This is a genomic window from Methanoculleus sp. UBA374, assembly GCA_002508705.1.
GTDB classification, from domain to species: domain Archaea; phylum Halobacteriota; class Methanomicrobia; order Methanomicrobiales; family Methanoculleaceae; genus Methanoculleus; species Methanoculleus palmolei.
On sequence record DAYL01000020.1, the window covers coordinates 42,921 to 55,717 of the forward strand.

A 12,797-nucleotide genomic window follows, 5' to 3' on the forward strand; every position below is an offset into this window, starting at 1 on the left:
ACCCCGATGGGCCAGTACAGGCGCTCCTGGCTGCTGATGGCAATGGGGATCGTGTTTGCCGCAATGGGAACCATCTCGTGCATCGTCCCGGGGCTCCTGACCGGCGTGATCCGGATCCTCCTCGGACTCCTGAACTTCATCGGCGGAGCGGCCCCCCTCGCGAAGCGTTTTCTCCCGATGCTGCACGACCTCAGGCACCCTCCGGCAAAACCCGTTGCTCTCCCTCCCCTCCTCAAGCGGCTGCTGGTTACCCAGACGGTGTTGAACATCGTCTCGATCGCCTTCGGCATAACCATGCTCGTGCCCGGCCTCGCTCCAGGACTGATCATCGCGGGAATCGTCGTGATCAACGGCCTCCTCCTGTTCGTGCTGGTCTCGATCCTCCTCAAGATCAGTTAGTTCGGGATCAGGGCACCTCCTTTCCCCTGTTTTCCGGCAGCCGTTTCCCGCGGCAACATAGGCCCGGGTGCTGTTTCACATCCCTCTGTGAACGCCGGAAGAATGGAGAAGAAGCAGAAGGTATATGTCCGCACACACGGTACCGAACTATCGAGGCATATCAAAGCGGGTCCGATACCCCAGATGGGGCGTGATCTCCGAATTCGCAGGAGATTCCGGCGTTACCTGGAACGATTTGACTGCCCTGATCCAGAACATGAGGACTGACAGGACCCTGACCACACCCGAACGTTCCCTGAAAGGAACCCCCGTAAATTCGGCTATCGGGAGGAAGAAGATCGATTCGGAGGGTTCTCCCGTCTGCGGCGCCAGGATGGACGCATCAAGGGCCTATGCCGGAATTCCCGGACTGCTCCAGAAGGTCATCAACGAGGACGACAGCGCGGCCTGGACGGAGATTGCAGAGAAGATCGACTACATCTACACGCATATCGGTTACGCCCTGGGCAGTCTCGACCGGGAGACCGGTTTTGCCGCCGAGGTTCAGTCGCAGGTGCGATCAGGAAAGAAACTCTTCTTCAAGCCCAACCTGGTCGGACCGCAGGTCATCGAACCCGGGACGCACGGCGAAGACCTGGGCGCTCCCGTCTGCACCGACTGGTCGGTGATAGCCGCTCTGATGCGATGGTTCCACGACAACCTCGGGATCGACTACCACCGGATGGCGCTCGGGGAAGCCTCTACGTCCTCACTCCTTCTTGAGAGCGTCTTTAGCCGGCAGGCCGGGCGGACCATCACCTCGGAGGCGATCTTCGAGGGGCGAAGCGGAGACTTCTACGGCGGCTGGGGCTTCTACTTCGTTCGCCGCTACCTCGCGGAGCGCCACCCCCCTTCCCACACCGACGACCCCATGAGGGGGTACGAGGAGAGCGTGGCCGGCAGGTACCTCCCGCCGGGCAGAGCGGGGGACCGGCTGATGGTCTACGACCTGAACAAGCTGGGCGACGACCCGTCCCGGGGGAGGACGGTCGTCGTCCCCGGAGGGGCGAACTTCTCCGAGATCACCCTGCACAAGGTGATCGTGGGCGGCGACCCCCGTGACGCCGGCGATCTTGGAGACTATCCCGGCTGCGTCCTGGTCAACGTCCCGAAATTGAAGATCCATGCCCAGGACCTCATCACCAACGGGATGAAGAATCTGGGTATCGGCCTTTATCCAACGCAGTGCCCCACGGGCGCATGCCCCGGGCAGACCTCGTGGAAGTACGCGTTGCCCTCCTCTGCAACGCCGAGTTTCAAGGCGAAACTGCCGCATATGCCCTGGGTCGTCGAGATAGATACGGCTACCAACCTTCCGGCCAAAGACGAGAACGGAACCTACGCCGCAACGAAGACCGCAGGGATGCCGGGGACACAGGCCGACGTCATCAGAGCCGTGCAGGGCCAGCAGGTGTTCATGGTGCACGTCTCCGATTCAATCAATATGATCAACCTCAACCACAACCCCGAGGGCATTGCCGTCAGAATTCCCGAAGGATACATCTGGTCGTCTCTCGACTGTGTTGCGCTGGACCATCTCTGCTCGCGGTACTGCTTCAAGACCGTTCCCATGGCCGAAGGGCTGCGACTCAAAGAGGAGAACGGTTGGACCACGGAGTTCGTCCGTCATGTTCCGGTGGCAAAGGTCGAGGGGAAGAATATCGTAACCTCGGACGGGCTCGACTCTCCTCTCTTCAGGTACAACCTCTACCGTTATGCCGAAGAGCGGGGAGTGGGGCGGCAGCAGTACTACGTCACCGGGTGGGACAGCACCGTCGGGGCGCCGCTCGCATCTCTCGCCGGGCATCCGGGGAGGGTTGAGGGTGCAGCGTTCGTCGAACTCATGACAAGGACGATGTACTACAACCCGAGCTGCATGCTGTGGGATATGCAGAAGACGCTCCTCGGTTATGCAGAAGCACACGACCGTCTGACCGGCTCCTCGATTCTCGAGCAGTTCATGGAGAGGTTCGACGAGAACCGCGACGGTATCATCGATTACGACGAGAATGGGCAAAAGGGTTTCTGGACACCGGGGTTCAGCATCCTGTCGCATGCGCTGGACCTCCAGATGACCGGGGACTACGGTATGCTCAAAGGGAACTTCTACCAGACGGCAAACTTCTCCCTGAAGTATACCGATAAAAATTGGAACCCGCAGGGGCACGATTTCGCCCGCGAGTACATGCTGATGTGGATCGCGACGCATGCCTATGAGATGTCGAAGTCCGAAACGGTGAGTGCGGACCCCTTTGTGCCGGGAATGAAATGGGGCAGGGGTATGTGGCCCGGCTGGCACCTCGCGACCCGGCACCTGCTGTCCGGTATCGTATACGGCGGAGAGTCCCCGGACCGGGTCGGTCCCGGTTCCCTCTACGGGACGGCGTTCAGGTACGCCGATAAGACCCGGAATAACGGTGCATACACCGGAAGTCTCGATCAGGCGGTCTCCGATCCCCGCGCCGTCGGTGCATACTTCGAGGCCGTCTCAAACGGGGCGATTCCCCTGGACTTCACCCTCTACGTTCCCGCAGGGTTCGGGAGTCTCGCGGGTGTGAAGATACCCAACGTGGAGGAGACGGGCGATCCGGGCAGGGTGTTCACGGCCCATTTCGCCGGGGGCCGGGAGGTCTGGTAAGGCGTGAGAGGGGGCGGGACGGTTGCACCCCCTCAATCCATCCGTTCCGACACACCCCGTTGCCTGCCCGGACGGGCAGACAATACGACTGCTCACCGTTTTCTCAGCCTCACGATCATGATGACCGGATACTCTTCGTCATCGTCCCGCTCCTCAAAGAAACCGTCGATCACGAACCCTGCATCAAAACAGATCCGGAAGATATCCTGCAGCGGCCTGTGGTAATAATACCCCGGAACCGGCTGCCCTTTGATTGCTTCCCCCTCATGGACACAGGGGGTCCGGTAGTTATCCTGCGGCCTCGTAAAGCAGGGATGATGCGTCGAGAAGACGAATATTCCACCGTGTTTCAGCATCTCGCCGACCGCCCGAAACAGCGGTTCGATATCGGCGATATCCATAACCGCCATGTTTGAAACCGCTTTATCGAACGGTCTTTCCTGCTTTAAGGACCGCAACTGCGCATAGTCCGTGGCATCGCAGACATGAAACGATATCTTATCGCGGTATGCAAAGCGGCGCCGTTTTGCATGGGCGATCATGGTTTCGCTGTCGTCGAATGCGACGACCACGGCGCCTCTTTCCGCAAGCCGCTGTGAAAAGTTGCCGGTCCCGCAGGCGATATCCAGCACCAGATCGCCTTCCCGGAGATCGAGCAGCTGCTCCGTATGGGGGCGTACGATGTTGCAGTGGAAGAAATTGGACGTATCGCCCATCCTCTCATCCCAGTAATCGGCATTGATCTCCCACCGTCGTCTGCTCTCTTCCGTTGTATCCGGGAAATTGTGCATGAGGTGAATGGGTCGAGGGCAGTGGTAAGGGCTGTCAACAACCCCGCCCTGAAGGACGGGGCTTGAGCCTTTAAAAAAAGCGAATGGGGGCGGCATCAGTCGACGGTTGCAAGACTGATACTGAAGCGCTCCTGGCTGAAGAGATCGATATCGTAGTCTGCCGTATCGGAGACGATCGCCGGGCCCTGCCGGACAACCCTGAAGATAACGGCATCTTCCGGCAGGGCCGGGTCCATCGGGGCATCGACGTTCTTCTGGACCACAAGGCGCGTGGGATCGAGATTCGTAGCGTAATACTCCTTGAACGCCGACCGCTTCTCGTCGGGGATGACGACATAGTCAGCCGCCTCGGCAATGGTGAGGTCGTTGGGGACCCAGCCGTAGCCTGGCAGATAGTACTCCGACCAGAAGTGGGAGCCGGGAGTCTCGGATTGAAGCATCTGGTAGCCCCCGATGGCACGGGCGGGGATCCCGAGCGACCTGCAGAACGCGGAAAAGAGCATGCTCTGGGTGCCGCAGTCGCCATGATCGGTCTCAAACATGTAGGTGGACTCGGCGACCTTGGGCTCCCGGGCATCGATCGAGCCGTGCGGGACGTGGCTGTAGGGGTAGGTCTCGATGATGTGGCGGTAGATCCATCTGTGCCTGGAGGTGCGGGTTTGTCTCGTTTCCGACGATTTCGAGCGCCTTTTCCCGGATCGCATCCGTGATCTCGATGTTGCGCTCGGAGGCGGTGTAGAGCAGGTACTCGGGATCGTTCGTGTCGTACTCCCCGACCAGTGCCGGGTCGACGTCAAAGATCTGCTCGTAGGAGATGAACTCGATATCTGCCGCGATGGTCAGATCTTCCGCAATCTCTTCGACCGGGATCTCGTAGTAGACGTAGCCGATGCCGCCCGTGGTGAACGGGCCGGCGACGATGTATTCGGGGTACGACAGATTGGCGACGGTGACGTTTCGCTGCGACTCCGTCTCGACCGGGAGCGGATACCAGATCTTCAGGGTCCCCGTCGCCGGGAGCATCTCGTGCAGGATCTCAAGTCGTTCGGTTCCCGCATAATGCACCGGGTTCACGTACGGCCCGGTCCCCGACCGGTTCTCCGCCCAGGCATACCGGGCGATAAAGTCAAAGTCCAAGCTCCCTTCAATCTGCTTTCGCATCTCGTCGAAGTTTGCGTAGAGGTAGTTCTCTGCAAGGTCGTAGAAGTAGAGCGTCTCATTCTCCGAGACGATCTTCTGGGCATGGTTCTCCATCCAGTCGGTTATGTTCTCATCGGTGATGCCGGGGATCTTCTCCTGAAGCGATGCCCGTGCGGCCGCGGTGTCGAACGGGTACTCGTTGTGTGTTCTGTTCGCCCGGAACATCGCGTCTCTGGCCGCTCTTACTTTATCCTGATCGCCGGTACCGGCATAGAGGGCATACGCCTCCGTGAAGCGTTCTTCGGCGGTCCGGTAGTTGGCGTCTGCATACTCGGCCAGTCCCCGGGTATACGTCTCGTCGGCTGAAGAGAGGGCGGTCGCATCGACCTCTGTCTTTTTCTCGGACGTGGTGGTGCATCCTGCCGCAAAGATGAGAAGAAGGGCGGCTGCAACCAGAAGAGCGGTAACTGCATGAGAGTCCATAGACGAAGGGCCGTGCGGATTACTGAAAAACGTTTCTGTTTAAAAAGGCGCCATTCCAGGGAATGCTGGAAATTTATCGGTCTCTGCCGTGCAGGATAACGCCTCAGGGTCTGCAAATCAGGGGGCCCTGTACAACGGCAGGCAGGGGACCGTTCCAACCGACGAGAGCATTTTTGCAGTTTTCCTCGCGCCATCTTTCCGTGACGATTCACCAGGAGCTCTGGCTATCATCACAGGCATTGCGGTCAATCGACACTTAAAACATCAGCATCCAACTCTACGAACTCATCGTCCGCCTCGATGCGGTCCATGTCATCGATGGACCGGGGTTTCTTCTCCTGCTCGACTGGACGGGCAGAGGTCCGGATCACCCCGGCGATCGCTCCTCCTCCATTCTCTTCGCTATCATCTCCTTCGCCCGACCGATGAGGTACTCCAGTTCGACGAGTTCCCCGGCACTCCCGCAGGCTCCCCTGCTGCATGCTTCATCGTGCAGCCTCCAGCACTCCCCTTCGATCTGCTTGAGGTCGTCCATCGTATAGTGGTGATACCGGGCAAGGATATCCCCATATTTGCGGGTGAACACGGCGATCTCCTCAAGGAGAGCCAGCCGGTCCGTTCTTGCCGCCCTGTCCGGCGCTCCCGCAGTGCACCGGCCCGGCCCGGATGTGGTGCGTTCCATGATACGTTCTCGTCGCGCGGAGAGTTATCTTTTCCGGAACGATGGATTCATACTCTCAAAATTCCGGCGGACCTGCGAGAAGATCCCCTTCACGCTTCCTGACGTGGTGACCGCCGCCCCCCGCATCCATATCGTAAAGAAGTCCAGGACGACGGAGAACAGCGTCTCCTCCGGGAACATACGGTTCCGCACGTTCCGAAGCGAAAATGTAACATCACTCTTCCCGCTGGAGAGAACCCGGTTTCATCGCCCTGTTCACGACAGCGAAAAAGGTTGCTCTTCCCCGCCTGATTTAAAGTCCCGGTACTCTACCAACGGTTGAGCGCGATAGGGGTGCAAGGACAGAAGGTAGACGTCCTGTCGATACGACCTTCCTGCCTTCACCAGAGCCCATCCGGACCAGCACGCCGGTTGCAGAAAAAAGTGAAGCGCCGAAGGAATTTACAGCTCCGTCGTCTTCAGGTAATTCTTCTCCGCGGCGATTGCGCGGTCCTGCCAGTCGGCGACGACCCACTCATACTCATCGAACCGCGGCGAGATGAAAAGCCCCGTGCCGCCGTTCTCAAGCGTCCAGACCTCCTGTCCCGGGGTGAACCGCTCCATGATCTCGTTCTCCACCGCATGGTAGACGATCGTATCGATCTCCTTCACCACCGACGCGACGACGAGGTTTGGGGCGAGGTAAGACTGGTCGGTGTCCTCGCCGATGAGGTAGACGTTCCCGGTCTCCCGCGCGGCATCCACGATCCCGGTGTTCGACGAACCGGCGATCATCAGGATGACGTCGACGCCTTCGCTACGGAGCTCCCGGGCGAGTTCACCCGCACGCTCGGGCATGCCGAACCCCTCAAAACTCTCGTCGACATAACGCACCGTGACGTTCACGGATGGGTCGTACGCCTCCGCCCCCTCGGTGAATCCCCTGGAGAACGGGTCGATGACGGAGACCGGCGCCCCGGCAATCGCGCCGATCCTGCCCGTTTCGGTGATGTTCGCCGCCATCACGCCCGCGAGGTAGGACGCCCCGTAAGGGACCATTACAACGTCGCATGCGTTCGGGAGACCATAGTCCGCCTGTTCTAGGGTGAAGAACCGGATGTCGGGGTTCGCCTCCGCCCACGCCCGGGAGGCGTCGGTGAACTCGAACCCTTCGGTGATCACGAGGTCGGGCTTCTCGGTGAAGTTCCGCGCCGAGAATACGCCGTTGAGGAGATCGAGATCGTCGTACGAGCACTCTCTCTTCGTGAACGAGCACGACTCCTGCGCCCGGAAGAGACCCCGGTACGCAGAGTCCGCGAACGACCGGTCGCCCTTCACCTGCGGGTAGACCATCCAGACCACCGGGCGGTCTTCCGTACCGGCGGCCGGGTCGTAGGAGAGGCCGGGGAGGGCGGGAGTTACATCCGCCGAAGGGACCGGGGTGCTCTCGCAGAACGTCCCGCCTTCGACCGCCCAGCAGGTGTAGTACCCGGCGAGCGGGCCTGCGGAGGACTGCCCGGAGAACCGGAGCGGGCCCGAGGCGCCGGTGACGGCCGGGTGCTCCCCGGCACGGATCATCGCCACGGCTTCACCCGCCTCCTGGGGGTCCCAGCCTTTGACGGTGCCGTCGCCGGAGACGACCCACCGAAGGGAGGCGTCGAGCGGTTCGGCCGGAGCGGCCTCCTGCCGCGCCGCGGTATAGACGGCGAGAAGGAGGGCGTCGTAGGTCTGTGCGGCAAACGGCGGGGGCGCCTCGCCGAAGACCTCCTCATAGGCGATTGAGTAGCCGGTCGAGGGGTCGGGGGAGAGCGACGTGCCCCGGATGCCCTCCGCGCGTTCGCCCTGGTTCTCCAGGACATACGGCGACCGACCGGCATCGGTCAGGAAGAGGCCCGCGGAGGAACCCGCTGCAGCGAGGGCATCGGAAAGCTCGACCGCCTCTTCGGGGTACACGACGGCGACGACCATCCCGGGCTCTTCTTCGACGATCCGTGCGGCTATCTCCGTGAAGTTGTCCGGCGCGTCGACGGATACCGCTCCGGCGATCCGGATACCGTTCATCGTGGCCGCTGCCGGGGCAAGCCGTGCAAACGTCTCCCCGTAGGTTGTGTTCGCGGTGACGAGGGAGACGTTCTCGACGCCGTCCTCCCGAAGGATCCGGAAGATTGCCTCCAGCTGCCGTCCGTCGGTGGGACATGTCCTCCAGACGAGACCGTTCTCTTTATACTCGGCCGTGACGATTCCCGAAGTGACGCTCGGGGAGATGAGGAGCTTGCCCTTTCCTGTGACGATGGGGGCGATCTGCGTGAGTTCCGCGCTCGTCGCGGGGCCGATGACGACATCGACGTCGTCACGCCCGGCCAGTTCTTCTGCATGCCCGGAGATGTTGCCGACGCTCGTGTCCCGGTACACAAGTTCGATCATGCGGCCGCCGACGCCGCCCTGTCGGTTCATCGAATCCACCACCCAGTCAATCCCGTCCAGCGAATGCATGGCAAGCGATCCGTTCGCAGGCAGCAGGACACCGATCCGGACGGGACCGGGATCGGCGTTAGCGGTGCATCCCGCAAAGCAGGTCCCCAGCGTGACGATACAGGCGAGCGTGAGAACCAAAAGAAGATTGGTTCCTGAGCATGGCGGTCGTGCGGTCATGATAAATCCTCATCTGGATGTCAGGAGTTGCAATCGGTAACCAATCATTATATTCCGGCGACGGTTAAAAATATATTTTTGTTGGGCGTTCGGCGCCCGATAGAGCGAAATCGGAGCCCCAGGGGAATAACTCACGTCCGTGACCGAGAAGACAGGCCGCGAGCCGGCACCCGAAGCCTCCTGTTGGGCCTCCTGGAAATCCAATCCGTCGACGTGGGTAACGGCATCCTCATGCTGCCCGGGATGCCGTTCGAGAGGGACATTATCTTACCCGTTGGTCTTCGGAAGAGCCGGGGCAGTGAACAACCCGTCGACAAACCGGTCAGAGTTTCCGATCCAGGAGGCACCGGGGATAACACTGGACCCGAATACTCTGGAGGCGAAGATTCGAAACAGTCGAAAGGTTAGAGTCCCGGCAGCAGTTCCTCCGACCCCGTGATCGTCAAAACGATCCCGGCAACGACCGCTCTCTCTTCCCGCTGCAGCTTCGTGTAATACAATCTCGTGTCGTTCGCCTCGACAATCTCTACGGCGTCCGTGACCGGCTTCAAGAACCGTTCAAATTCGGCGCCCCCGGACGCGATGATCTCGTGAACGGCGCTTTTGATCAGAGGGATCTGCTTCTCTTCGATGAGCTTCTTCAGGAAACCGACTGTCGTCTTTTTCACCGTATCCGGGTCCAGGCGGTCCGCGTGCGTATACGCCAGGTCTATCAGGTGCAGACCATTTGCCGTGTTCCCCTTCCGGAGTTCCTCTCGTGCGAGATTGAGTGAGAACTGCATGAACCGTGCTGCCTGGTCCGGGCCGTCCGGTTGCCCCGCCGCCGTCTCAATCGCCGTCAGCGCGTCGTTTGGCTTCCCGTCGATATACGAGGCCGACGGGTCCTGCAGGGCTCCGCCTTCCATGACGTCCGCCGGTCGCTCATGCCAGGCTTCCAGAAATTCGATAAAGGCAACGACGCGCTGGCGGCCGGCCGATCTGCGCATCGCCCGCCACAGCCAGAAGAGGCGATCCCGGACTTCATACATGGTCCGCCTCCCCATTGGATGAGAGACGACGTAGCCGTCCGCCTCCAGCCTCCGGAGCTGTGCGTTCACCGTCGTCAGGTTCAGCCGGGCGCGTCCTGCGATGTCTTTCGGCGTAAGGGGGGTGTCCGCGCTGAGGACCGTATCGAAGATGACCCGCCGCTGTCCGGGGAGTCTCCGGAAGACCTCACGGTAGCAGGGAGTATGCTCATCCATCATCCTGAAGAAAAGAGACCCCGCATCGCCGGTCCCGACCCTCGAAGCGGTCTCGTACAACTGGACGATCAACCGCGGGTTGCCGCCGAGGAGAGGCAGCAGCCCCTCGATCCCGGGTTCGTAATCCCCGAAGTTTTCGACGAAGGCGGTGTTGCCGTCGAGCTGTGCGACCCTCTTCATGAGTCCCTTCGCCTCATCGGGTTCGAGTTCCCGGAGGTGAAGGATCCGGAAAAAGTTGTAGAAGGGCTCGTCGTGGTCCGACACCCCGGGAAAGACCGACGGTGCCGACGCCACCACCGAAAAGATCTCGGTCCGCTGGAATATCGACCGCAGCGCCCGGATCTCGCGCCTATCCATCTGGCCGAAGAGTTCGTGGATGTTGTCAACGAATATCGCGATCTCTCTATCCCCGGAGGATGCAGCGAGCATATCGACCGCAGCGTCGCGGATCAGCGGGTCTTCTTTGAGTGCAACGACACCCGCGGTGTCGATCCCCATCTCTTCCAGCACCCTCAACAGGAAATCGGACGCTCTGAATACCGAATACTCCTCTTCTGCAAATAGAACAGGGATGATCCGTTCGGAGAGTTCACTGCTTACCCTGCGGTACAATAGGCTCATCAGGTGAGATTTCCCGATGCCGTGGGAGCCGATGAGGAGGAAGAACCGCGGCGTTCCGCTCCGGGACGCCTGATCCAGTTCTTCCAGCAGGTCTGCGAGGAGGTTCTCCCTGCCGACAAGGAGGTACCGGAGCGTTTCTCCGTCCAACGCCCGGGGAAAGTACCGGTAAACGGCTGCACTACCTGATCTCGGCATGGTATATCCTCCACCAGTCCCGGAGCATCTTCGAGTAAAACCTCAACTCGCTGGGAGTGTCCGAGGCGACATAAAAGTCATGATTCAACTGCGCCAGCAGTGCCCGAAATGCGTCTTCACTCCCCGATCCGGTGCTCTGCCTGAAGATCTCGTAGGCGATGCCCGCAGACAGAGATCCCGCGGCACTCACCCTGCTTAAGATGGCGCGGGCGGCTTTTGCTTCCTGCCCGGAGTAGGTGATCTGAAGACGGCGTGAATAGTGCTCAAAGTAGTGGCGCCCTTCGCTGCCGAGGACCCTTTTGTTGTAGACCCGGTCGACCAGCGCCGGAGAGGGCGTCCCTCCGGAGACGTCCGCCTCTTCTTTCAGGCCGGAGAGGACGATCATGAGGAAGTAGGGGATGCAGGGTTCACCCACGCAGTCGAGAACGGCTCTTCCGGTCGCCGGAGAATACGCCCAGCCCTCTTCCTGAAAGACACGTTCGACGACTGATAGCGCGACGTTTTCTTCGAACCCGCCGATGTTGACCCTCCGGAAGTCGTTTATGACCGGGGTTCCGCCGACGGGGTAGACCACGTGGTCGATGCTGACCGAGCCTCCGATGATGAACCGCACCCCGGGCGAGACCTGCCGCAGCCGCCGGAACCAGTGCAGGAATTTCCGTGCGTCCTCTTCCTCCATATTCTGTATCGCAACCGGGAACTCGTCGAGGATGATGCAGACCGGTCCGTTGATCTCCCCGAAGATCTCGTCGATCTTCTTCGCTTTCTCGTGCCAGTCATCCGAGAACTCCGCTCTCAGACGGCTCCGGAGTTTTGCCCGAAAGGCCGGGGTCTCTATCTCGTCGATGCTCTCCTGCACCAGGGCAAACGCCCTCCCGAGAGCGGAGAAGAACCTGGTTTTGCGGCTTGCTCCCTCGCACTCGACGAGCGCGGTAATGAGATCGGTGATGAACTCCCCCGGCGAGTTTACGCTCTCGACCTCGAGAAAGACGCACGGCCGGTGTCTGCTCTCCAGCCGCCTCTCGACGTTCCGCATGATCGAAGTCTTTCCGAACCGCCGGGGGGCGACGAGCATGACGTGGTCTTTCTCGATCGTATCCAGGATGAACGCAGTTTCACGCTCGCGGTCGATGAAGTCGTCCCCCGTTGCAGGACTTCCTACAGGCAACATTCACGACACCTAACAAATATGTTGTATAACAAATCTGTTATATAACACATTCGTTATGTATCGGGATGTCCCGGAAATGATGGTTGGACCCGACATGCAGCTCGGTTCCCAAGTCAACTACCCCCGACTTCAGTCGGGGGCATGCTCCTATAGATGGGAGCACGCTCTTTACAGGCTTCGCGATTCCACCTCTCCCCCGATGTCGGGGGAGCGGACCGCAATAGGCTGGTTGACGACGGCCCTGGCAGCGATATTCTTGGCTGCATTCAGATCGGCGTTCTCGGTATGCCCGCACTCCCGGCAGCGGAACGCCGCCTGGGTCGGGCGGTTGTCGGGGTGGACGAACCCGCAGCCACTGCACTGCTGGCTCGTACGCCCCGTCGATCATCTTCACCGGGACTCCTGCCCTGCGAGCCTTGTACTCGATGAAGGATCGGAGTTGATGGAACGCCCACTTGTGGCGTCGCTCGCGCTGAGGCTTCGTAACCGTGGGTCCGCAGGAGAATGCCAGTGAGGTCTTCGAGAGCAATCCCCCGCTTTGTGCCTTGTGCCGCGCAAACGATTTTCTTGCTGATGACGTGGTTGGTATCGGTCTTAAACCGGTGTTCTCTGCCGGAGATCTTTTGCAATCTCCGCTTGGCCGACTTGGTTCCGGTCTTCTGGAGGAAACCCCGGAGCCTTCCGTATCGCTGCCGCACCTTCTCGGTGGCGTCGCTGGAGAAGGTTGCTCCGTCGCTCGTGGTGGCGATGTTCACCACCCCGAGAT

General features: G+C 60.5%; 9 protein-coding genes and 2 pseudogenes. 2 read left to right on the forward strand and 9 right to left on the reverse strand.

What is annotated here, in order from left to right:
• Both BRA42_RS06980 and BRA42_RS06985 read left to right on the forward strand, forming a co-directional pair.
• Positions 1–399 (forward strand): annotated as a pseudogene (locus BRA42_RS06980) (hypothetical protein); the annotation flags it as partial.
• A gap of 256 nt (positions 400–655) precedes the next feature.
• Positions 656–3,076: a DUF362 domain-containing protein gene (locus BRA42_RS06985; protein WP_342772111.1), complete on the forward strand. Its 2,421-nt coding sequence runs from the start codon at positions 656–658 to the stop codon at positions 3,074–3,076.
• A 92-nt stretch (positions 3,077–3,168) separates the two neighbouring features.
• Here the strand turns inward: BRA42_RS06985 and BRA42_RS06990 are convergent, their stop codons facing one another.
• From BRA42_RS06990 to BRA42_RS07030, 9 genes and pseudogenes are all read right to left on the reverse strand, one after another.
• The gene (locus tag BRA42_RS06990) at positions 3,169–3,867 is read right to left on the reverse strand and encodes a class I SAM-dependent methyltransferase (RefSeq protein WP_342770370.1); all 699 of its coding nucleotides are present in this window, start codon (positions 3,865–3,867) and stop codon (positions 3,169–3,171) included.
• 95 nt (positions 3,868–3,962) lie between these two features.
• Entirely contained in the window at positions 3,963–4,502 is a 540-nt protein-coding gene (locus tag BRA42_RS06995; RefSeq protein ID WP_292406653.1) for a transglutaminase-like domain-containing protein, read from the reverse strand.
• The gene (locus BRA42_RS07000) at positions 4,402–5,490 is read right to left on the reverse strand and encodes a hypothetical protein (RefSeq protein ID WP_292406637.1); all 1,089 of its coding nucleotides are present in this window, start codon (positions 5,488–5,490) and stop codon (positions 4,402–4,404) included. The genes BRA42_RS06995 and BRA42_RS07000 overlap by 101 nt, the downstream gene beginning before the upstream one ends.
• A gap of 367 nt (positions 5,491–5,857) precedes the next feature.
• Positions 5,858–6,172 (reverse strand): hypothetical protein, encoded by a 315-nt coding sequence (locus BRA42_RS07005; protein ID WP_292406638.1) that lies wholly within the window; start codon positions 6,170–6,172, stop codon positions 5,858–5,860.
• Positions 6,173–6,196: 24 nt separating this feature from the next.
• Positions 6,197–6,352 (reverse strand): hypothetical protein, encoded by a 156-nt coding sequence (locus BRA42_RS07010; protein ID WP_342686243.1) that lies wholly within the window; start codon positions 6,350–6,352, stop codon positions 6,197–6,199.
• A gap of 261 nt (positions 6,353–6,613) precedes the next feature.
• On the reverse strand, positions 6,614–8,803 hold the full coding sequence (locus tag BRA42_RS07015) for a BMP family ABC transporter substrate-binding protein (protein WP_292406643.1): 2,190 nt from the start codon (positions 8,801–8,803) through the stop codon (positions 6,614–6,616).
• A gap of 404 nt (positions 8,804–9,207) precedes the next feature.
• Positions 9,208–10,860 (reverse strand): AAA family ATPase, encoded by a 1,653-nt coding sequence (locus BRA42_RS07020; RefSeq protein ID WP_342770371.1) that lies wholly within the window; start codon positions 10,858–10,860, stop codon positions 9,208–9,210.
• Positions 10,844–12,031 (reverse strand): hypothetical protein, encoded by a 1,188-nt coding sequence (locus BRA42_RS07025; RefSeq protein ID WP_342686245.1) that lies wholly within the window; start codon positions 12,029–12,031, stop codon positions 10,844–10,846. The genes BRA42_RS07020 and BRA42_RS07025 overlap by 17 nt, the downstream gene beginning before the upstream one ends.
• Before the next feature lie 168 nt (positions 12,032–12,199).
• Positions 12,200–12,391 (reverse strand): annotated as a pseudogene (locus BRA42_RS07030) (zinc ribbon domain-containing protein); the annotation flags it as partial.
• Positions 12,392–12,797 lie beyond the last annotated feature (406 nt).

Coding starts and splice junctions, on each gene's coding strand:
- BRA42_RS06985 (WP_342772111.1), top strand. CDS start 656: ATGAGGACTGACAGGACCCTGACCACACCCGAACGTTCCCTGAAAGGA.
- BRA42_RS06990 (WP_342770370.1), bottom strand. CDS start 3,867: ATGCACAATTTCCCGGATACAACGGAAGAGAGCAGACGACGGTGGGAG.
- BRA42_RS07000 (WP_292406637.1), bottom strand. CDS start 5,490: ATGGACTCTCATGCAGTTACCGCTCTTCTGGTTGCAGCCGCCCTTCTT.
- BRA42_RS07005 (WP_292406638.1), bottom strand. CDS start 6,172: ATGGAACGCACCACATCCGGGCCGGGCCGGTGCACTGCGGGAGCGCCG.
- BRA42_RS07010 (WP_342686243.1), bottom strand. CDS start 6,352: ATGTTCCCGGAGGAGACGCTGTTCTCCGTCGTCCTGGACTTCTTTACG.
- BRA42_RS07015 (WP_292406643.1), bottom strand. CDS start 8,803: ATGACCGCACGACCGCCATGCTCAGGAACCAATCTTCTTTTGGTTCTC.
- BRA42_RS07020 (WP_342770371.1), bottom strand. CDS start 10,860: ATGCCGAGATCAGGTAGTGCAGCCGTTTACCGGTACTTTCCCCGGGCG.
- BRA42_RS07025 (WP_342686245.1), bottom strand. CDS start 12,031: ATGTTGCCTGTAGGAAGTCCTGCAACGGGGGACGACTTCATCGACCGC.